At 63.6% G+C, this 20197-nt stretch carries 19 protein-coding genes; 9 read left to right on the top strand and 10 right to left on the bottom strand.

What is annotated here, in order from left to right; genetic code table 11:
• Positions 1-23: 23 nt before the first annotated feature.
• From paaK to paaG, 3 genes are read right to left on the bottom strand one after another with little or no spacing between them, the layout of a single operon-like run.
• Complete coding sequence (gene paaK / locus RS897_RS07785; protein WP_315836007.1) at positions 24-1358, bottom strand: phenylacetate--CoA ligase PaaK; 1335 nt, start codon at positions 1356-1358, stop codon at positions 24-26.
• 21 nt (positions 1359-1379) lie between these two features.
• Entirely contained in the window at positions 1380-1826 is a 447-nt protein-coding gene (gene paaI, locus RS897_RS07780; RefSeq protein WP_315836006.1) for a hydroxyphenylacetyl-CoA thioesterase PaaI, read from the bottom strand.
• Positions 1826-2617 carry a 2-(1,2-epoxy-1,2-dihydrophenyl)acetyl-CoA isomerase PaaG gene (gene paaG, locus RS897_RS07775; protein ID WP_315836005.1) on the bottom strand — a complete coding sequence of 264 codons (792 nt, stop codon included), beginning with the start codon at positions 2615-2617 and terminating at the stop codon, positions 1826-1828. Before paaG ends, paaI begins: the two co-directional genes overlap by 1 nt.
• Before the next feature lie 143 nt (positions 2618-2760).
• On the opposite strand from paaG, the gene RS897_RS07770 reads away from it, so the two are divergent.
• The 7 genes from RS897_RS07770 to RS897_RS07740 all read left to right on the top strand — a co-directional run bounded on the left by RS897_RS07770 (position 2761) and on the right by RS897_RS07740 (position 8892).
• Positions 2761-3927 carry an ABC transporter substrate-binding protein gene (locus RS897_RS07770; RefSeq protein WP_315836004.1) on the top strand — a complete coding sequence of 389 codons (1167 nt, stop codon included), beginning with the start codon at positions 2761-2763 and terminating at the stop codon, positions 3925-3927.
• 234 nt (positions 3928-4161) lie between these two features.
• Entirely contained in the window at positions 4162-5034 is an 873-nt protein-coding gene (locus RS897_RS07765) for a branched-chain amino acid ABC transporter permease (RefSeq protein WP_315836003.1), read from the top strand.
• Positions 5035-5037: 3 nt separating this feature from the next.
• Entirely contained in the window at positions 5038-5985 is a 948-nt protein-coding gene (locus RS897_RS07760; RefSeq protein ID WP_315836002.1) for a branched-chain amino acid ABC transporter permease, read from the top strand.
• Positions 5982-6764, top strand: a complete 783-nt coding sequence (locus RS897_RS07755; RefSeq protein WP_315836001.1) for an ABC transporter ATP-binding protein — start codon at positions 5982-5984, stop codon at positions 6762-6764. The genes RS897_RS07760 and RS897_RS07755 overlap by 4 nt, the downstream gene beginning before the upstream one ends.
• A 7-nt stretch (positions 6765-6771) precedes the next feature.
• Positions 6772-7476, top strand: coding sequence for an ABC transporter ATP-binding protein (locus tag RS897_RS07750; protein WP_315838552.1), 705 nt, complete (start codon positions 6772-6774; stop codon positions 7474-7476).
• Between the two features lie 226 nt (positions 7477-7702).
• A complete protein-coding gene (locus RS897_RS07745; RefSeq protein WP_315836000.1) occupies positions 7703-8128 on the top strand; it encodes a YodC family protein in 426 nt (141 codons plus the stop codon).
• A gap of 8 nt (positions 8129-8136) precedes the next feature.
• Positions 8137-8892, top strand: a complete 756-nt coding sequence (locus RS897_RS07740) for a spermidine synthase (RefSeq protein WP_315835999.1) — start codon at positions 8137-8139, stop codon at positions 8890-8892.
• Here RS897_RS07740 and RS897_RS07735 read toward each other — a convergent pair.
• Positions 8873-9679: a class I SAM-dependent methyltransferase gene (locus RS897_RS07735; protein WP_315835998.1), complete on the bottom strand. Its 807-nt coding sequence runs from the start codon at positions 9677-9679 to the stop codon at positions 8873-8875. The genes RS897_RS07740 and RS897_RS07735 overlap by 20 nt on opposite strands.
• A complete protein-coding gene (locus RS897_RS07730; protein WP_315835997.1) occupies positions 9676-11712 on the bottom strand; it encodes a BTAD domain-containing putative transcriptional regulator in 2037 nt (678 codons plus the stop codon). Before RS897_RS07730 ends, RS897_RS07735 begins: the two co-directional genes overlap by 4 nt.
• Before the next feature lie 207 nt (positions 11713-11919).
• Between RS897_RS07730 and RS897_RS07725 the strand changes: the two genes are divergently transcribed.
• On the top strand, positions 11920-13515 hold the full coding sequence (locus RS897_RS07725) for a tetratricopeptide repeat protein (RefSeq protein ID WP_315835996.1): 1596 nt from the start codon (positions 11920-11922) through the stop codon (positions 13513-13515).
• Between the two features lie 39 nt (positions 13516-13554).
• Positions 13555-13968: a hypothetical protein gene (locus RS897_RS07720; protein WP_315835995.1), complete on the top strand. Its 414-nt coding sequence runs from the start codon at positions 13555-13557 to the stop codon at positions 13966-13968.
• A gap of 35 nt (positions 13969-14003) precedes the next feature.
• Here the strand turns inward: RS897_RS07720 and mddA are convergent, their stop codons facing one another.
• The 5 genes from mddA to RS897_RS07695 form a co-directional block, all read right to left on the bottom strand.
• Positions 14004-14735 (bottom strand): methanethiol S-methyltransferase, encoded by a 732-nt coding sequence (gene mddA, locus RS897_RS07715; RefSeq protein ID WP_315835994.1) that lies wholly within the window; start codon positions 14733-14735, stop codon positions 14004-14006.
• 162 nt (positions 14736-14897) lie between these two features.
• Positions 14898-17003 (bottom strand): alpha/beta fold hydrolase, encoded by a 2106-nt coding sequence (locus RS897_RS07710; RefSeq protein ID WP_315835993.1) that lies wholly within the window; start codon positions 17001-17003, stop codon positions 14898-14900.
• Positions 17004-17007: 4 nt separating this feature from the next.
• A complete protein-coding gene (locus tag RS897_RS07705) occupies positions 17008-17622 on the bottom strand; it encodes a TetR/AcrR family transcriptional regulator (protein WP_315835992.1) in 615 nt (204 codons plus the stop codon).
• A gap of 192 nt (positions 17623-17814) precedes the next feature.
• On the bottom strand, positions 17815-18207 hold the full coding sequence (locus tag RS897_RS07700) for a c-type cytochrome (RefSeq protein WP_315835991.1): 393 nt from the start codon (positions 18205-18207) through the stop codon (positions 17815-17817).
• 11 nt (positions 18208-18218) lie between these two features.
• On the bottom strand, positions 18219-20162 hold the full coding sequence (locus RS897_RS07695; protein WP_315835990.1) for a thiamine pyrophosphate-binding protein: 1944 nt from the start codon (positions 20160-20162) through the stop codon (positions 18219-18221).
• Between the last annotated feature and the right edge of the window lie 35 nt (positions 20163-20197).

Below are 20197 nucleotides of genomic sequence, written 5' to 3'. Positions count from 1 at the left end.
CGAACCACGAGGCCGATGAGTTTCTAATCATGCTTCGGCCTGCGATCGACGATGCGTTTGGCCTTGCCGAGCGAGCGTTCGATCGCGCCGGGGTCGAGGACATCCACGCGCGCGGTAATGCCGATGGTGTCCTTGACCGATTGCTCCAGCTGCCTGGCGGCGGACTTGCGCGCCTCGGGCGTTGCGTCCGGACGCGCTTCCACCTGGATCTGCATTTCGTCCATGCGGCCTTCACGGCTCAGTACGATCAGGTAATGCATCGACAGCACCGGGATGGTGGCGAGCTTTTCCTCGATCTGGGTCGGAAACACATTGACGCCGCGGATGATCATCATGTCGTCGGTGCGTCCGGTGACCTTTTCCATCCGGCGCAGTGCTCGCGCGGTGCCCGGCAGCAGCCGGGTCAGGTCGCGGGTGCGATAGCGGATCACGGGCATCGCTTCCTTGGTCAGCGAGGTGAACACCAGTTCGCCCTGTTCTCCGTCGGGCAACACCTCACCCGTCACCGGATCGATCACCTCGGGATAGAAATGATCTTCCCAGACGTGCAGGCCGTCCTTGGTTTCGACGCACTCGCTGGCAACGCCCGGTCCCATCACCTCCGACAGGCCGTAGATGTCGACCGCGTGCAGGTCGAAAGCTTCCTCGATCTCCTCACGCATCGCATTGGTCCAGGGCTCGGCACCGAAGATGCCGATCCGCAGCGACGATTGGCGCGGATCGAGGCCCTGCTTCCTGAATTCGTCCAGGATCGCCAGCATGTAGGACGGCGTCACCATGATGACGTCGGGCTTGAAATCGGTGATGAGCTGGACCTGGCGCTCGGTCATACCGCCGGACATCGGAATCACCGTGCAGCCCAGGCGTTCCGCGCCGTAATGGGCGCCAAGGCCGCCGGTGAACAGGCCATAACCGTAGGCGATATGCACCTTCATGCCGGGTCGGCCGCCGGCGGCGCGGATCGAGCGGGCGACCATGTCGCTCCAGACGTCGATGTCGGCCTTGGTGTAGCCGACTACGGTCGGCTTGCCGGTGGTGCCCGACGACGCATGAATGCGCGAAACCTGGGATTGCGGCACGGCGAACATGCCGAACGGATAATTGTCGCGCAGATCCGCCTTGGCGGTGAACGGAAATTTTGCCAGGTCGCTGAGCGTCTTGAAGTCGTCGGGGTGAACGCCGGCGGCATCGAACTTGGCGCGATAATGCGGCACGTTGGTGTAGGCATGGCGCAGCGACCATGCCAGCCGCTCGCGCTGCCAGGCGCGCAGCTCGTCGGTCGAGGCGGTTTCAAAGCGATCGAGCGCGGTGGGTTGAGGCTTCAGCTCAGCCAGCTTGCGGAGTGGAATTTGCAGCAAGGAATCCTCCCGAAACTTCTTTTATGAACTCTTGGTGCTGGGGGATCGCCCCCCGATCGTACGTGAATGTCCCCGGAACTCCGCGACAGCGTCGCCGTCGGCGGCGCGCACGGTGACATCGTAGATGCCGCCGCGGCCGACACGCGAGCGCTCCAGCGCATGCGCCGTGAGCGTTTCGCCCTCCCGAACCGGCCGAATGAAGGTCACCGCGCATTGCTGCGCCACCGCGGGCTCGCCATGGCTGTTGCAGGCAAAGGCGAAGGCAGAATCCGCCAGCGTGAACATGAAGCCGCCATGGCAGATGCCGTGGCCGTTCACCATGTCCTTGCGCACGACCATGGACAGCACCGCTTCGCCGGGCGCCACGCTGACAAGCGTCATGCCAAGCCCGCGGCTGGCGTTGTCGTTCGCCCACATCGCTTGCGCCGACACTTGCGCCAGCGCGTGGCCATCGTGATCGCCGTCCATCACACCCGCCCCTTGAAGACGGCGGCGCGCTTTTCAAAGAACGCGGTGACGCCTTCCATGTAGTCAGGTGTGCGGCCGGCCTGTCCCTGCAGGTCGCGTTCGAGATCAAGCTGCTGGTCGAGGTCGTTGGTTTCGGCCGCGTCGAGCGCCTGCTTGATCAAAGCGAGTCCGCTGGTCGGCTGGGTCGCGAGGTGCGCCGCGAGACGATGGGCTTCCGTCATCAGGCCGGCGTCGTCGACCGTCTTCCAGATCAGGCCCCAGGCTTCGGCTTGCTCGGCCGAAATCGGTTCGGCCAGCAGCGCAAGGCCACGGGCGCGGGCGCGCCCGGCCAGCCGCGGCAGCAACCAGGTGCCGCCGGAATCCGGCACCAGGCCGATTTTCGCAAACGACTGGATGAATTTTGCCGATTTTGCCGCCAGCACGAGGTCGCATGCGAAGGCGATGTTGGCGCCGGCGCCCGCCGCGGTGCCATTGACCGCGCAGATCACCGGCATCGGCAGGTCGCGCAGCTTGCGCACCAGCGGATTGTAATAACGTTGGATGGTGACGCTCAGGTCCGGCGTCTCGCCGGGGGTGTAGACTCCGTCGGACAGATCCTGCCCGGCGCAGAAGCCGCGGCCGGCGCCGGTGAGGATCAGCGCGCGGCAGCTGATGTCCGCCTCGGCGGCCACAAGCGCCGTCATCAGCGCTTCATGCTGACGGGCATTGAAGGAGTTGAGGCGGTCGGGGCGGTTGAGGGTGACAACGCGATAGCCCTCGCGGGTTTCGGTCAAAACCAGATCTGTGTCCAAGGTGTTCTCCCGTTCGGCCGGTCTGTTGCCGCGTTGTCGCAGCCGCCGTTATCCAACCAACTTACTATTGACCAACCGTTCGGTCAATTATATTGAGGACGCCAAGCTCCGATAAAAATGAGCAGGCAACCCTGGAGGAAGACATGACACCATTCTCAGCCATCAAACGTCTTGTTGCGACCACGGCGCTGGTATCAGCGCTGTGCCATCCCGCGCTGGCCCAACAGACCATCAAGATCGGCTCGGTTCTCTCGGTCACGGGGCCCGCCTCCTTCCTGGGCGAGCCCGAGGACAAGACGCTGCGGATGTATGTCGAGAAGATCAATGCGGCCGGTGGCGTCAACGGCAAGAAAATCGAGCTCGTGCTGTATGATGATGGTGGCGACGCCAACAAGGCACGCACCTTTGCGACGCGGCTGATCGAAGACGACAAGGTGATGGCGATGGTAGGTGGCTCGACCACGGGCACCACCATGGCGATGATCCCGGTGTTCGAGGCGGCGGAAGTGCCGCTGATCTCGCTCGGCGGCGCCATCGAAATCGTCCAGCCGGTGCAGAAATACGTGTTCAAGACGCCGCACACCGACAAGATGGCGTGCGAAAAGATCTTCGAAAATCTGAAGCAGCGCAACCTGACCAACATCGCGATGATCTCCGGCACCGATGGTTTCGGCGCCTCGATGCGCGCGCAATGCAATATCGCCGCACCGAAATACGGCATCAAGGTCGTCGCCGAGGAAAGCTACGGCCCACGCGACAGCGACATGACCGCGCAGCTCACCAAGATCAAGAACACTGCCGGCATCCAGGCCGTGGTCAATCCGGGCTTCGGCCAGGGCCCCGCGATCGTGACCCGCAACTATGCCCAGCTCGGCATGTCTGCAACGCCGCTGTATCAAAGCCATGGCGTCGCCTCGAAAAGCTTCATCGATCTCGCTGGTCCGGCGGCGGATGGCGTCCGGTTGCCGGCGGCGGCGCTGCTGGTCGGCGACAAGCTGCCGGATTCGGACGCGCAGAAGAAAATCGTGGTCGACTACAAGAAGGCCTATGAAGACGGCACCAAGCAGCCGGTTTCGACCTTTGGCGGCCACGCCTATGACGGCCTCTTCATTCTGGTCGATGCCATCAAGCGCGCCAACTCCACCGACCCGAAGAAGCTGCGCGACGAAATCGAAAAGACCAAGGGCTTTGTCGGCACCGGCGGCGTCGTCAACATGTCGCCCACCGACCACCTCGGCCTCGATCTCTCGGCCTTCCGCATGCTGGAGATCAAGGGCGGCGACTGGACGCTGCTGGCGCCGGGGACTTGAGGGGCATTGCCTTTCCGCCGTCATGGCCGGGCTTGTCCCGGCCATCCACGTCTTCCTTGTTGACGAAGCGAAGGCGTGGATGCCCGCAACAAGTGCGGGCATGACGCAGAATTTGGAGCTACGCTTCGACACGCCGCACTGCAACGTGCAGCGAAAAACCCAAGTCACGGAACAAGTGACAAACACATCACCAACGTCTTGAATGCGCGGCCGATCACCGGCCGTTGAGGGGTTATGGCCGAGTTTTTTCAATTCCTGATGTCGGGCCTGACGGTCGGTGCGGTCTACGCGCTGGTCGCGCTGGGCTTTACCCTGGTCTACAACGCATCCGACGTGGTGAATTTCGCGCAGGGCGAATTCGTCATGCTCGGCGGCATGGTGACGGTGTTTGTCTCGGCCATGGGCGTCCCGCTGCCGCTGGCGGCGCTGATTGCGGTGATTGTCTCTGTCGCCGTCGGGTTGCTACTCTACTGGCTGGCGATTGCGCCGGCGCGTGGCGCGTCCGCCGTCACGCTGATCATCATCACCATCGGCGCCTCGATCCTGCTGCGCGGCGCGGCGCAGGTGGTGTTCGACAAGCAGTTCCACAAGCTGCCGGCCTTCTCCGGCGACACGCCGATCAATCTGTTTGGTGCGGCGGTGCAGCCACAAAGCTTCTGGGTGCTCGGCGGCACCGCGGTGATCGTGCTGCTGCTCTACATGTTTCTGGAACGCACCGTGCTCGGCAAAGCGGTGCTCGCCACCGCGGCCAACCGGCTGGCGGCGCGTCTGGTCGGGATCAACATCACAACCGTGATGGCGCTGGCGTTCGGCGGCTCCGCTGCCATTGGTGCGATCGCCGGCATTCTGGTCACGCCGATTACTCTCACCAGTTATGATGTCGGCACGCTGCTGGCGCTGAAAGGCTTTGCGGCCGCGATGCTCGGCGGCATGGGCAATCCGTTGGGCGCGGTCGCCGGCGGCCTGCTGCTCGGACTGCTGGAGTCCTTCGGGGCCGGTTACATCTCCTCGACCTACAAGGACGCCTTCGCCTTCATCGTCATCCTGATCGTGCTGTTCGCGATGCCGCAGGGCCTGTTCGGCCGGCGCACCGTGGAGAGGGTCTGAGCGATGCCGTTTCAGTTGGGCCATCGTGCCGTCACCCTGCTGGTGCTCGCCGCGGTCATCGTGCTGCTGCCTCTGCTGTTTCCCTCGAGTTATTATTATCGCGTCGCCGCGCTGGTCTGGGTGTCGGCGTTCGCGGCGATCGGTCTCAATGTGCTGATGGGGCAGGCCGGTCAGGTCAGCCTCGGCCATGCCGGCTTTTTCGGCATCGGCGCTTATGCGGTCGCGATCGGCCCGAAACATCTTGGCGTGCCGTCGCTGGCGGCGCTGCTCGCCGGCGCCGTGATTTCTGCCGTGCTGGCCTTTCTCGTCGGCCGTCCCATCCTGCGCTTGAAAGGCCATTATCTGGCGATCGCTACTCTCGGCCTCGGTGTCCTGGTGGCCATGGTGATCACCACCGAAAGCCGCTGGACTGGCGGGCCGGATGGCATGCCGGTGGCCAAGCTCGCACTGTTCGGCTGGCGTGCCAGCGGCTCCGACACCTGGTACTGGATCACGGGCGGCATGCTGCTGCTCGGCACCTGGATCGCGCTCAATCTTTATGAAACACCCACCGGGCGCGCGTTTCGTGCGCTGCATGACAGCGAGGTCGCCGCCCGCGTCGCCGGCGTCGATGTCGCCCGCTTCAAGCTGCAGGCGTTTGTGGTGGCCGCGGTGTACGCGTCGCTGGCCGGCTCGATGCTCGCGCTGATGAACGGCTTCACCAACCCGGATCAGGCCGGCTTCCTGCATTCGGTCGAAATGGTCACCATGGTGGTGCTGGGCGGGCTTGGCTCCGTGGTCGGCAGCATCGTCGGTGCCGCCGTGCTGGTGACGCTGCCGCAGGTGCTGACCGTGTTTCAGGAATACGAGAACCTGCTGCTCGGTTTCATTATCATTGTGTCGATGATTTTCATGCGCGATGGCATTGTGCCCACCGCCGGCAAGTGGCTGACCCGGAAGGCCCGCGCATGACCATCCTGAGCGCCCGCGACATCGGCATTGCGTTTGGCGGCATCAAGGCGATCGACGGCGTCTGCTTCACGGTGGCGCCAGGGCAGATCCTCTCCATCATCGGCCCGAACGGTGCGGGCAAGACCACGCTGTTCAACGTGGTCTCCGGCGTCTACGCAGCCGACCAGGGGCAGGTCGAACTCGCCGGCAATGATGTCACCGGCTTTGCGCCGGATCGGCTGGCCGCGCGTGGTATGTCGCGCACCTTCCAGAACCTGCAGATCTTCCAGCGCATGACCGCCGCCGAGAATGTGATGGTCGGCCGGCATTTGCGCGAGCGCTGCAATCTGTTCGCCGACCTGTTCCGGCTGCCGTCGGTGTCGCGGCAGAACAGCGCGACACGCGAGGCTGCACTTCAACTGCTGGATGAAGTGGGCTTGCGCGGCGGCGCCGATCAGCTCGCCGGTTCGCTGCCTTATGGCGCCTGCAAGCGGCTGGAAATTGCCCGCGCACTTGCGGCTGAACCGAAGGTGCTGCTGCTCGATGAGCCGGCCGCCGGCTGCAACGCGGTTGAAACCGAAGAGATCGACCGGTTGATCCGCCGCGTGGCAGATAAAGGCATCGCGGTGGTGCTGGTCGAGCACGACATGAAGCTGGTGATGAAAATCTCCGATCGCATTCTGGTGCTGGAGCGAGGGCGGCCCCTCACTGAGGGCACGCCGCGCGAAGTGCGCGACAATCCGGCGGTGATGGAGGCCTATCTCGGCAAACACGGCGCACGGGAGGCGGCCCGTGCCTGAGGCTGCGATGCTCGAGGTCACCGATCTGCACAGCGCCTATGGCCGCATCGAGGTGCTGAAGGGCGTCAGTCTCGCGGTCAAGGCTGGCGAGGTTGTGGCCTTGATCGGCTCCAACGGCGCCGGAAAGACCACGCTGCTGCGGGCGTTGTCGGGCGTGCAGCCGACCACCGGTGGCGAAATCCGTTTTCTCGGTGATCGCATCGACCGGTTGCCGCCGCACCGGCGCGTCGCGCGCGGCATGACCCAATCGCCGGAAGGGCGGCAGGTGTTCGGTCCGCTGTCCGTCGATGACAATCTGCGGCTTGGCGCCTACATGCGGCGCGACGACGGCATCGAGCGTGATCGCGAACGGGTATTTGCGATGTTTCCGATACTGCGCGAAAAGCGCCATCTGGCCGCGGGCGGTTTGTCCGGCGGCCAGCAGCAGATGCTGGCCATCGGCCGCGCGCTGATGGGCAAGCCGAAATTGCTGCTGCTCGACGAGCCCTCGCTCGGACTGTCTCCCATTCTCGTCGACCAGATCCTGGCGGCGATCACGGCGCTGAAGCAGGACGGCATCACCGTGCTGCTGGTTGAGCAGAACGCCACCGCGGCGCTGGAAATCGCCGACCGCGGGTATGTGCTGGAAACCGGCCACATCATCTCGAGCGGCGCGGCCTCGGCCCTGCTCTCGGACCCGAAGGTCAAGGCGGCGTATCTCGGGGCGGATTAGGTTGCGCTTCCGGCTGGTCTGAAAACGGTCATCCTCCGGCTTTCGATCCGAATGGGCCCGCCCAAACAATGAGATAGCGCGACAAGCCGGTATTGGACCAGCATCGGGGCACTGCTCCTGGATCCATAGCGATCGCCGCCCGCAACGGGTGATTGCACTGCAGCGATTTGCTACTGTTGCAATGCAACGGTTGCGATTCGCGTAGTGGAACCAAGGGAATTTGCCAATGACCATTCCGAGGGAAGGCGATCTCGTGGTGCTGAAGTCAGGCGGTCCGATCATGACCATCGATGCGGTCAACACCAGCGTGTTCGATGACAACACAATCACCGGCGTCAGCTGCGTCTGGTTTGTCGGGGACAAGCTCCAGCGCGTGCGGTTCGATCACAATGCCATCGAGCCGGCCCGCATCGCGGAAGCGGAACCGGTGCGCCAGCAGGCTGGCGCGGAGGAGAGCACGGGCGAGTATAAGGAGTCGCTCGATGTCATGATCGCCGCCATGAACATCCCGGCGGACACTGCAAAGCCCGATCCCGGGATCGAAGCGATGAGCATCAAGCCGCGCCGTGATTCCGAAAAGAAGTCCGCCAGAAATGGCGCGGTGATCGAGGCGTCCCGGAAGCGGCGCGACCCCAAAGCACCGATGAATTAGCCGTTTCCATGCTTCCCTGGACCCTGATCGACACCGGCACAATTCCGGGAACGAGCGACACGCTGCGGCTGATGCAGCGCGGCTCCGAGTTCTCGATCATGCTGGGACAGAACCAGCTGATGAGCAGCCGCCTCAGCGGCTCGGAAGTGGCACTGGCAACACTGGCCTGTGCGCGAACGGCCGACCGCGACAAGCGCCGGATTCTGATCGGCGGACTCGGTATGGGCTTCACGCTGCGCGCGGCGCTGACGGTCGTCGGCCCCAAGGAAAAAATCGTTGTCGCGGAACTTGTCCCGGCGGTGATCGCCTGGGCGAAGGGACCGTTGTCCGGACTTTTTGAGAATGCGCTGGACGATCCGCGCGTTGAGATGCGGCAAGCTGATGTCGCTGATGTCATCAGGTCGAAAAAGTCATTTTATGATGCGATCCTGCTCGATGTCGACAATGGTCCGGAAGGATTGACCCGCTCGGCGAACGATGGGCTCTATCATGCCGGCGGTTTGCGCGAGGCCTATTCCGCGCTGCGCCCCGGAGGGGTGCTTGCAGTGTGGTCGGGCGGTCCCGACGACGCTTTCACGCAGCGACTCCGGCGTGCAGGGTTTTCCGTCGACGATGTTGCCGTGCGTGCGACCGGATCCCGCAAAGGCGCACGACACCGGATCTGGCTTGCGACACGGCCGGATGCCCCGCAGTCGTCAAGGTCGAAAGCGGGCGTGAAGAAAGCAGGCGTCAAGAAAGCAGCAGTCAAACGATCCGCGCCTTGATCGCCCACGCGCGCGTTGTCAGCGCGATCGCACCATCGGCACGTCGCGGCAAACTGTCGTGCAGCTTCTCTTTCAGACGCTGCCGTGCCGCGGGTTCGAGATTCCTGCAATAACCGGGGGCCGGCCCCGCGCCCAGGGTGAAGGGGTGCCAATAATCCTCGAAATCCCTGAACACTGTCGGGGCTTCGATCGGTGCGCAGGTGACGGATGCGAGGCCGGCGCGCGTCGCCAGCGCGGTCAGTCCATCCGGCGTGCAGAAGGGAAAACGCTTGTCCTCGGTGAGATCCAGGGCCTTGGGATCGAGTGTCGTTGCCGCATCCCAGAACGCCTGCATGAACTCCACACCGCGGCCGGGATAGTCCCAGACATAGAATCCGACGATGCCGCCGATGCGGGCCACCCGTTTCATCTCGGACAGCGCGCGATCCCTGTCGGGCACGAAATTCAATGTCAGCGCCGACGCGACGACATCGCGGCTGGCGGTTTCCTGGGTCAGCGCCTGCGCATCGCCCACCTGAAACGAGACGCACCGATCCGGCACATTCGCGCGCGCCTTTGCAACGAAGTCCGCTGACGGATCGATGGCAACGAGACTGCTTGGTTGCCCCTGCGCCAGGATGGTCGCGGACAGCGCGCCGGTCCCGCATCCGATCTCCAGCCAGTCGCGATCGCGGGGTGTTTCGAGCCAGTCGAGAAAGCGCGGTGCGATCTGTCGGCTCCAGCGTCCCATGTAGAGATCGTAGCTGTCGCCGGCCTGCCAGGCGTCGTGACGGGCTGTCTCCGTCATCGCCGCGCCTCCCGGCGACCACTCAACACGGGGCGATCGTCATTCAGTCCCGCCTTCCGCATCCCCTCCAGAAACTGCTCCATCAATTCGGGCGTCTGGTAGGGGACGCTGGCTTTGATCCAGTCGATCGAGAGTTTGGGTTGGTCGCGTCGCACCGTCGCCAGCAGCGCCCGGGCTTCTTCGACGCGCCCGGCCTGGGCCAGGCTGGCGCAGCGCATCCGTTGCGCGCCCTGAAATCCGGGGCGCAAGCGGGCGGCTTCGGTGGTGAAATGGCAGGCCTCTTCGTATCGTCCCGCCACATAATGCGCTACTGCGATGGCGCCCAGAAACAGTGCCTTCATCGGATCCAGCGGACTGAGCCGGATGGTTTCATCGGCTTGCGTGATGGCTTCGCGATCCTGCCCCGCAAACGCCAGGCCATGGCTGAGATGGTAGCGGCCCATCGCCGAATTGGGGTTGAGGTCGACCGCCTGACGAAACGCTGCGATCGCGTCGGACGTTCGCCGTTCCATCAATGCCAGATAACCGAGTGCGATATGTCCGCAGGGATCGCGCTCATCGAGTGCGATTGACCGGACGGCGTGCAACCGGCCGGACCGCAATCCTTCGTCGCGATCGAGCCAGCCCATGTGAACCGCAAACGCCAGGCAGTATCCCAGCAGGCATTGCGCCGGTGCGTAATCGGGATAAGCCTGCACCGCCCGGTTCAGCGTATCGATGGCGATTTCATGGTCCGGCCGCGTCAGCCGCCACGCGTGCACTTGCGCACGCGCGACCATCTCCCATGCGCAGAGATCGTCGGCCGAGTGCGACAGCGCGCGCACGCCTTCCGCGGCCAGCAAATGCGGTTCGATCGCCGCAGCAACGCTGCGGGTGATTTCATCCTGCACGGCGAAGATATCGCCTAGCTCCCGGTCGTAACGCTCGGCCCAGTGATGGCCACCGGTGATCGCGTCGATCAATTGCGCACTGACGCGCAACTGCCGGCCGGAACGCCGCACGCTGCCTTCCAGGACATAACGCACGCCGAGCTCGCGGGAGACCTGCTTCACATCCACTGCGCGCTGTTTGTAAACGAAGGTCGAGTTGCGGGCGATCACAAACAGCCAGCGGATGCGGGCAAGCCCGGTGATCAGATCTTCCGACATGCCGTCGGCGAAGTGCTCCTGATCCGGATCGTCGCTCATGTTGGAGAATGGCAGCACCGCGATCGAAGGGCGATCTGGCAACGGCAGGGGTGGTCCTTCGTTGCCGATGGGCGCGATCGATATCTGCGAGCGATCCTGTTCCATGCCTGCCGACTGTGAACAGCGGAGCTCGTTGACCAGGGCCTTGGTGCCGGCATCCGGCTCGACATCAAGCTCGTGCTTCAGCAGCGCAGTCAGATGTTCGTAGTGCCGCAGGGCGTCCGGGCGCCGTCCGCCCGCCGCCAGTGCCTGGATCATCAGCCGGTGCGCATCCTCGCGCAGATCGTTGGTGGTGATGGCCTGATCGGCGGCCTTGATCGCCGCCTCCGGTTTGCCCAGGGCCAATTCCAGCTGGCCGAGCTTGATTAAGGTGTCGAGCGCCAATCCATGCAGCCGCTGGCGCTCATTCTTCAGCCATTGGTCCCAGTCTTCCTCGGCGATGTCGATGTCGGTCAGAAACAGGCCCTTGTGCAGGTCGACAGCCGCGGCCAGCGCGTCACGGCTGCCGTCGCGGATCAGGGTCTCGAACCGCGGAACGTCGCAGGCCAGCAAGCCGGGCTTGAGGGAGATGTAATCGCCGTCGCTGATCAGCGCATCCGGGCCGAGGCCTTGCCGCAGCACATAAAGCGTCTGGCGCAGGTTCTGCCGCGCCTGCATCTCGGGATGCGATCCCCATAACAGGTGAGTCAGTTTCTCGCGCCGCTGCGGGTGAGGCGTCGCGCAGGCGAGGTATGCCAAAGTCGCAATCGCCTTCCTGCTTGCGATATCGATGCTGCCGCAGGGGCCTGTCAGTTCAAAGCGACCGAGCAGGGCGAGCCTGTATGTGCCGATGTCGGCTTTGTTCATGTCATCCATGGGTCGCCATACGCTTCATATGGTTCAAATCCCGAGACACTCTGCCCCCGAGACATTTTGCCGGGCTGGGCGATGGCTGTCGACTAACGCCGGCGTTGACGCCGCGCTAACGGCTGATTTGACGCACCGGGCGTTCAATCGCGCAACGCATCTCATGCGCAGGCCGCAGGCTGCATGCATAAACCGGGAGAAATTAGCGTGATCAGGACAGCATATGTGACATTTGCGATGGCCGTTGTTGTCGCGGCCGGCGTTTCGGTTATCAGGCCGATCTTCGCACAAGGCGACGACAAAAAGCTCGGTGCCGTGCATTTCGAAACGTCGTGCAAGCCGGAGGCGCAGAAGCTGTTCGACCGCGCCATGCTGTATCAGCATTCGTTCTGGTACCGCGCATCGCAGAGCGCGTTCGAGGACGTGTTGAAGGTTGATCCGGAGTGCAGCATTGCCCATTGGGGCATTGCGCTGAGCCTGCTCTACAATCCCCATGCGCCTCCGCCCGTGCCCAATCTTCCGCTCGGCCTGGCGGCCATTCAAAAAGGCCAGGCGATGTCCCCGAAGACCCAGCGCGAACGTGACTACCTCGATGCGTTGGCGCGGATGTACGTCGATTACGACAAGGTCGACCACCGCACGCGCCTGCTGGCTTATGCCAAAGCCATGGAAGCACTGGCGCAACGCTATCCCGACGACGACGAGGCGCAGATCCATCATGCGCTCGCGCTCAATACCTCGGCCTCGCCCGCCGACAAGACCTACGCCAATCAGCTCAAGGGCGCTGACATCATCGCGCCGATCATGCGGCGCCAGCCGCAGCATCCCGGCGTGACCCATTACATGATTCACCTCACCGACTATCCGCCGATCGCCGCGAAGGGTCTCGATGCGGCCCGTCGTTATGCCCGGATCGCGCCCGCCGCGCCCCATGCCCAGCACATGCCGTCGCATATCTTCACGCGTCTCGGCCTATGGAAGGAATCGATCGCGTCTAACACCAATTCGGCACGATCGGCGAAGTCCGAGAAGGATTTCGACGAGCAACTGCATGCCATGGACTATCTGGTCTATGCCTATCTTCAGCTCGGGCAGGACGGCAAGGCACGCGCCGTGGTCGATGAGATGGCGGCGGTTGCCGGCATCAACCCCAATCGTTTTGTCGGTCCCTATGCGCTCGCGGTCAGCCCGGCGCGCTACATGATCGAGCGCGGCGACTGGAAGGGCGCGGCGGAACTGCCGGTCCGTCCCAGCCAGTTCCTTTATGCCGATGCCATGACCCATTTCGCGCGGGCGCTCGGCGCCGCCCGCCTCGGCCGTTCGGAGGAGGCCAAGGTGGATATCGCCAGACTCGGCGAATTGCGCGACAAATTGCGCCTGGCCAAGGATGCTTATTGGTCGGAGCAGGTCGATATTCAGGCGCAGATTGCCTCCGCCTGGGTGCTTTATGCCGAAGGCAGGCGCGATGACGCGTTGAAGGCGATGAACGTTGCCGCCGATGCCGAAGACAAAACCGAGAAGCATCCGGTGACACCGGGCGTGCCGCGACCGGCGCGGGAGCTCCACGGCGTCATGTTGCTGGAGAGTGGCAGGGCGGTCGACGCGCTCGCGGCGTTCGAGGCGACGCTGAAGAAGGAGCCGAACCGGCTGGGCGCCTTGTCCGGCGCCGCGGCCGCCGCCGAGAAGTCCGGCGACAGCGCCAGGGCGCTGGAGTACCATAAGAAGGTCGTGGCTGTTGCCGGCGATGCCGACAAGACCAGGACTGAAATTGCCGATGCACGCGCCTTTCTCAGGAAGCGCTGACGCCGGCCGACGCAGGAGATTGTCGTGAGAAGACTGTGCTTGCTGATCGGTTTGAGTGTCGTGACCGTGCCGGCGCAAGCACAGCCGCTTCAAGCTCAATCCCCACAGGTCCAATCTTCGCAAGCCCAATCTCTGAAAGTCACGGGCTATGCCGGGTTCGCCGGCGAATGGGAGCTGACCGCGACCGTTACGGAAAAGTCGCCGGGACGCATCAGGGAGTATGCCGGGCCGCTGACCATGACACACACCGGCTTGTGCACACAGGACGGCCCGGAGCAGAAGACCGGGGAGATGCGTTTGCAGATGTCGACGCCGGCGTCGTCGCGCGTGAATGCGACGCTGGTGCTCGCCGGCGTCGAATGCACCTATAGCGGCAAGATGGCGGACTTCTATACTGGCACCATGACATGCGCCGATCGGCAGACGGTTCCGCTGAAGCTCTGGATCAAATAATTTCCGAGCGGAGCCGTCTGTTGCGCCGGCTTGGGTCACGCCGACTTGCGCCACGGCACCAGCATCGACACGCGCTGTTTGTAGCGAAGGTACTCGTCGCCGAAGAGATCGACGAGGTCGCGCTCTTCCAGCAAGATGCCGACGAAAATGTAGGCGGTGGTGACGGCGGCAAACAGCAGATGCCCCACGGTCATGGTCGGCGCCGCCCAGAATGCGATAATGAAGCCGAGATAGATCGGATGCCGCACGAACTTGTAATACAGCGGCGTGCGGAAAAGTGGCGCAGGCATCTCGCGGCCGGTCAGGTTGTTGATGACTTGGTGCAGCCCGAACAGCTCGAAATGGTTGATCAGGTAGGTGCTGGTCAGCACGATCAGCCAGCCGACGAACGCCAGTGCCGTGATCGCCATCGCGAGCTGCGGGTTGGCGATTTGCCAGACCACCGCGGGCAGCGGCCGCCATTGCCAGAACAGCAGGGCGAGAGCGAAGCTGGAGAACAGCACATAGGTGCTGCGTTCCACGGATTTCGGCACGAATTGCGTCCACCACAACTTGAACGGCTTGCGCGCCATCACGCTGTGCTGGATCGCGAACAGCGACATCAGCAGCAGGTTGACGATCAGCGCTTCCGTCGTTGGGGCGATCGCGCCGGTATCGATGGTTTTCGGCACCACGAGGCCTGCGACAAAACCGACGGCGTAGAGGAACGTGACGAAGAAGATGGCGTAGGACACAAGTCCATAGATAAATGCGATCAAACGACCCATGAAAGGATCTCCTGTCTCGAAAGGCGGAGCGGTAGTACCGCCACCGCGGTGGTTTTTATGCGCGACACGACGCAGGCCGTGCGTCGCGTTTGCGAGCACGCCGGCGTTGGTGACAATGCGCGGTCCCTCGCGCGGTTTTCTTGAGCGCCCTGGTGCCGATCTCTAGAAGAGCTCGGCCAGCATGCGGGCCGCTCGCGCGGCGCCGTCGGCAGCGACCGGCTTGAAATTCACCGGCGTCTTCAGCACATCGACCATGGCGTCCGCGATCATGTCCGGGGTCGATGTGGCGTAGTCCATGCGCCGCCCGGCGCGATATTGATCGAGGCGATGGGCGACGTGGAAATTCTGCTCGAAGTGATTCCTGAGCGGGAAATAGATGAATGGCGTTCCTGCGGCGGTGAGCTCCATGCAGGTGGTGAGGCCGCCCTGGACCAGCGCCAGGTCGCACGCGGCGAGGTGGCGGTCGAGGTTCGGCTCGAAACTCCGGACATCGACACCGGCGGGTGCGCCGAGAGACGCGGGATCGATGCGCGGGCCTGCCACCACGATCATGCGCAACTCGGGCAGTCTGGTGCGGACCATGGCATAGCCCTGCAGGATGCGTCGGATCAGGTGCGCGCCGACGCCGGAGCCGCCGACGGTGACGATACACACCCGCTCATCCGCGCGGTAACCGAGACTTTGGCGCAGGTCGGCGCGGCTGCCGAACGCCCGCGGGTGCTCGCCGATGATGTAACCCGCGTAATCGAAATGCCGCGGCACCCAGTCGCGCATGTCAGGCAGATCCCGGCCGAACGAGCGGGCAATGACATCGTCCGCTTCGCCGACAAAGATGGCGCGGTCGCGCACGCCCGTTTGGCGCTCGACATGCTCGATCATCTCGGCATTGTAGTCGGTGGTGAGAAAGGCCTCGTGGTCGCCACCGCTCGCCATCGGCAGATAACCGACGAAATCGGTGAACCAGGCGAGCTTGGATGCTTTCAGTTCGGGATGCTCATGCCAGAAGTGGTCGACGTCCCAGGCCTCGTCGGCGATCACGAGGTCATAGCCGCCCTGCACCACGGCATCCTGGAACAGCATAAAGTTCGCGATCAGCATTTCGTCCATGCGGCGGATGGCCTGGAATACATGCAGCTCATGCTCACCCGATTCCCTCTCGATGTGTTCGGATTCGCTGGCGAGACGCGCGCTGAGCGGATGGATGGTCTCGCTATAGGCCGTGAGCAGGCGTGTCACCGGATCCTGCGCCAGCCAGTCGACCTGCAGGTCCGGATGCAGCTTGCGCAATTCCCGCGTGATGGCGATGTCGCGGCGGCCGTGCCCGAGACCGATCGGGGACGAGAGATAAAGCACCTTTTTGGTTTTGCCGGTCCGGCCCGCCGGGCGTTTCGGCGCGGTGATGCCTAGTTTGCGATCGAAGAAATCGACCATCAGCGCGTTGCACTTCGCAGGGATTCGGCCCAGCGGATTGTGGCCACCACCGGCGATGGTCACGAGTTCGGCGCCGGTGATCTCGGCCACGCGCTGCCCGCGGGCATAGGGCTGGATCTGGTCGTCGTCGCCATGGATCATCAGCACAGGGCAGTGGATCTTGCGATACATCGCCTCACTGACATCGAGTGTCGGCGGGATGATGCGCGCCTCGACGGTTCTGGTCAGCACCGGACCGTTGGTATCGCCGGCATAGCGGATGCCGTCTTCAATCTGCTTGGTCGAATGCGGCTCCGGAAAGATGCTCTTGATGAAGTGCTCCGCGAAATCGGGGTAGTTTGTCTGCCAGTAGGCGCGGTTGAATTTGTCCCAGCCATCGAACCGTTCGCGCTTCGCAAGGAAATTCTTGTGCGACAAATGAGGGTGTTCGGGGCCCGTGCTTGCCACGGTCCCGACCAGAACGGCGGCCCTGACCCGATGTGGATGATGTGCGGCGAGCATGCAGGCAAGCAGACCGGCAAATGAAAGGCCGACGATGATGGATGGCCCCGTTTCGGTGGCGTCCATCACCGCCAGTGCATCCGCCAGGTAATTGTCCAGTGAATAGGCCGCGACCTCCGTCGGCCGGTCGGACTTGCCGTTGCCGCGGCCATCATATGTGATGCAACGGAAACGTTCACTGAAATAGGGCAGCTGCGCCTTGTAGACCCGGGAGTGGACGATCGACCACGGCGGCAGGAACACCATGGTGTCGGCGCCGTTGCCATAGATCTCGTAATGCAGCTTCACGCCGTCGCGCGTGACGAACCCTTCCTTGCTGGGCAGCTTTGCACGCATCACGTCACCTCTTCGATGAGTTGCCTTCAGCAAAACGAATGAGATCGCCGACGCGCCGCAGCACCCGGCGGACCGGCAGGCCCTCTTGCTCGGCGCCGAGCAGATAGAGGCTCTCTCCGCCGATGAACGCCTGGGCGACAAGGCCGGCGATTTCCTCGGCCGAAAATGGGCCGAGACTGCCGAAGCTGCGTTCGGCCCGGCGCGCGGCCTCGGTCAGCAGATCGAGCCATCCCTTGAGGCCGGCGCGAAGCACCTTGGCGACCTCCGGATCGGACCAGCTCGCGGCGACCAATTCCTGCATGATGCGCACGTAGCCCGAGGCGATGTCGTCATCGAGGTAGTCGCACGCCAGGTCCCATTGCTGCGACAGCGTCAGTGTGGTGTTGGCGTACATCGCGTTCTGGCGGTCGAGCAATTGCGAGTTGAGATACTCGTACAGCGCCAGCAGCATGCCCTGCTTGGAGCCGAAGTGATAATGGATCTGGCTCAGCGGCACGCCGGCTGCGGCTGCGACATCCCGGGTCGACAGCTTCGCATAGCCGTTCTGGTGCAACACTTTCTTGGCGGCTTCGAGCACTGCGATGCTGGTGTCGACCTTGGCTGCAGTTGCGCGCGCCATTTCGGACCTCCGTGCGGCCCTCCTCCGGCGATGGCCAGGCTCCTAACCGCGCCGGAATCTAATAATTCGGTCGACCGACCGAAGTCAAGAAGGATTCATTGTTCCAGAGTGCATAAAATTGTCCATTTGCGACAGCGGGTTATGCCCCTGCAATGACCCCCGGGGCCGTGGCCCCGATGGTCGAGAAGCCGCTCACTGGTTCAACAGCGGAAAGTCCTTGGCCGGTTTCGGTCCAGGTAGCGTGCTGAGGAAGGCATGGATGTCGGCGGCATCCTTGTCGGAGAGCACGTCGGCGGAGAACGAAGGCATGTCGTTCGGCGCTGCGCGCAGGAAGGCGATGAACGAGTCCACCGGGAGTGCGATCTGCGCCAGCACCGGTGTTTGATAGTTGAACTGGCCGCCCTGGCCGGCGCGGCCATGGCACATGAAGCAGCCGTCGGCGAGATAGACACGCTGGCCGTTGACGGGATCGCCGGGCGGCGGCGTATCGTCGGCCTGCGCGACAGTCCATCCGCCGGTTGCACCGGCAGCGATGATCAGTGCGATAAGGGCCGCGCGTCGCACGAAACAAGCAAACTGTATCATCGCCATCTCCCTCAGCGCTGATCCATCACCACGTCGACCAATGCAGGTTGGCCGGTTTTCACCACGGCGATGGCGCGCTTCAGCGCGGGGCCGAGATCCCTGGGATCGGAGATCGGACCCTCGCCATAGACACCGAAGCCGCGCGCCACCGTGGCGTAGTCGACATTCGGATCCTTGATCGTGGTGCCGATATCGGTGTTGGTGATGCCGCGGCCGTGACGCGCGGCCATCGCCTGCAGATACATGTACTCCTGGTGATAGGCGCGATTGTTGTGCACGATGTAGAGCAGCGGAATACGGTGATGCGCGGCGGTCCATAGCGTGCTCGGCACGAACATGAAGTCACCGTCGCCGCCGATGGCCACCGTCAGGCGGCCGTGGCGCTTGTTGGCGAGCGCCGCGCCGAGGGAGGCAGGCAGGGTGTAGCCGACGCCGGCGCCGCCCGAGCCGCCATTCCATTGGTAGGATTTGTCGATGTTCCACAATTTGTGCGGCCACGACAGGCGGATCGAGGTGCCGACCAGCGACCAATCCTCGTCCTTGATCTGGCCGTAGAGCTCCGCGCACAGCCGCGCGGTGGTGATCGGGCTCGCATCCCAGCCGATGGTGGCGTCCGACTTCGCCTGCGCGATGGTGGCGAGCTTGGCGCCGGCAAGCTTCTTGCCACGGGCTTCGAAGGTGGATTTTTTGCCTTCATCGATCAGGCGCTTCACCTGTTCGGTCAGCGCCGGCAGGCTCGCTTCCGCATCGCCGGCAATGGTCAGGTCGACCTCCTGGTAGCGGCCGAAATCCTGATAGTTGGATTTCATGTAGAGGTCGCGACTGCCGAGGGTGACGATCTTGGCAGTCTTCTTATACTTCGGCGCTGAACTGCGCACGATGCGATCGCTGAAGTCGTTGAGCGAGCCCCACAATTCGTTGACCTCGAGCGCCAGGATGACGTCCGCCTGCGAGATGATGGAGCGCCGGAACGACTGGTTGAGCGGATGCCGCGAGGGGAAATTCATGCGGCCGAAATTGTCGATCACGGCGCATTGCAGCGTTTCCGCCAGCTCCACCAGCCGCGTCATGCCGGCCGGCGTACGGGCCATGCGGTCGCAGATGATGACAGGGGTTTCGGCGTCGACCAGCATCTTGGCCAGCTGTGCCAGCGCCGCGTCGTTGCCCTGCGGTGGGATTACTGTGGCCAGCCGCGGAATCCGCAGCGCCGCCGGATCGCCGATCGGATTTTCCTGCAACTCGGCGTCGAGTGACAGCATCACCGGCGCCATCGGCGGTGTCACCGCCACCTTGTAGGCCCGCACCGCCGATTCGGCGAAGTGCTGCAGCGAGGTCGGCTGGTCGTCCCACTTGACGAAGTCCCGCACGATCGCCGCCGGATCGATCGCCGAATGCACCCATTCGGCGCCGGGGCCACGCTTGTTCGCCTCGATGATGTTGCCGCCCATCACCAGCATCGGCACGCGGTCGCACCAGGCGTTGTACATCGCCATGGTGGCATGCTGCAGACCGACCACGCCGTGGCAGATCATCGCCATCGGCTTGCCTTCGATCTTGGCGTAACCCTGCGCCATGTGGACCGCGATTTCCTCATGCGCGCAAGTCAGGATCTCCGGCTTGTTGCCGCCGTGATTGACCAGCGCCTCGTGCAGGCCGCGGAAGCTGGAGGCGCAATTCATCGCCAGGTAGTCGATGTCGAGGGTCTTGAGCACGTCGACCATGAAGTCGCCGCCGCTGCTGCTCTGCTTGACCGGATCCGGATCGACAGGCGGCAGCGTCGTCTCGGCCGCGGCGAGTCTCGGTCCGGGAACCGGAGCCTTGGGGCGATCGGCGGGAAGATCCGGCGGCGGCGTGTTGGCGGCTGCCGGCGTGGTCAGCGCCGCGGCGCCGGCAAGTGTTGCGCCTTTCAGAAAATTGCGACGACTCGCATCGCGCGAGGGGCTGCGTTGTGACATGGCTTTCTCCCAGGGGATGGAAATGCCGTACAGCT

This window comes from Bradyrhizobium prioriisuperbiae, from assembly GCF_032397745.1.
Taxonomy (GTDB): Bacteria; Pseudomonadota; Alphaproteobacteria; order Rhizobiales; family Xanthobacteraceae; genus Bradyrhizobium_A; species Bradyrhizobium_A prioriisuperbiae.
This window is presented reverse-complemented; position numbering and strand designations above follow the sequence as displayed.

What these genes read in the sequence shown, in the direction of transcription:
- RS897_RS07710 (WP_315835993.1), bottom strand. Translation starts at nt 17,003, where the DNA reads ATGCGTGCAAAGCTGCCCAGCAAGGAAGGGTTCGTCACGCGCGACGGC.
- mddA (WP_315835994.1), bottom strand. Translation starts at nt 14,735, where the DNA reads ATGGGTCGTTTGATCGCATTTATCTATGGACTTGTGTCCTACGCCATC.
- RS897_RS07740 (WP_315835999.1), top strand. Translation starts at nt 8,137, where the DNA reads ATGCTTCCCTGGACCCTGATCGACACCGGCACAATTCCGGGAACGAGC.
- RS897_RS07695 (WP_315835990.1), bottom strand. Translation starts at nt 20,162, where the DNA reads ATGTCACAACGCAGCCCCTCGCGCGATGCGAGTCGTCGCAATTTTCTG.
- RS897_RS07700 (WP_315835991.1), bottom strand. Translation starts at nt 18,207, where the DNA reads ATGATACAGTTTGCTTGTTTCGTGCGACGCGCGGCCCTTATCGCACTG.
- RS897_RS07770 (WP_315836004.1), top strand. Translation starts at nt 2,761, where the DNA reads ATGACACCATTCTCAGCCATCAAACGTCTTGTTGCGACCACGGCGCTG.
- RS897_RS07730 (WP_315835997.1), bottom strand. Translation starts at nt 11,712, where the DNA reads ATGAACAAAGCCGACATCGGCACATACAGGCTCGCCCTGCTCGGTCGC.
- RS897_RS07750 (WP_315838552.1), top strand. Translation starts at nt 6,772, where the DNA reads ATGCTCGAGGTCACCGATCTGCACAGCGCCTATGGCCGCATCGAGGTG.
- RS897_RS07735 (WP_315835998.1), bottom strand. Translation starts at nt 9,679, where the DNA reads ATGACGGAGACAGCCCGTCACGACGCCTGGCAGGCCGGCGACAGCTAC.
- RS897_RS07745 (WP_315836000.1), top strand. Translation starts at nt 7,703, where the DNA reads ATGACCATTCCGAGGGAAGGCGATCTCGTGGTGCTGAAGTCAGGCGGT.
- RS897_RS07755 (WP_315836001.1), top strand. Translation starts at nt 5,982, where the DNA reads ATGACCATCCTGAGCGCCCGCGACATCGGCATTGCGTTTGGCGGCATC.
- RS897_RS07705 (WP_315835992.1), bottom strand. Translation starts at nt 17,622, where the DNA reads ATGGCGCGCGCAACTGCAGCCAAGGTCGACACCAGCATCGCAGTGCTC.
- paaI (WP_315836006.1), bottom strand. Translation starts at nt 1,826, where the DNA reads ATGGACGGCGATCACGATGGCCACGCGCTGGCGCAAGTGTCGGCGCAA.
- RS897_RS07760 (WP_315836002.1), top strand. Translation starts at nt 5,038, where the DNA reads ATGCCGTTTCAGTTGGGCCATCGTGCCGTCACCCTGCTGGTGCTCGCC.
- RS897_RS07765 (WP_315836003.1), top strand. Translation starts at nt 4,162, where the DNA reads ATGGCCGAGTTTTTTCAATTCCTGATGTCGGGCCTGACGGTCGGTGCG.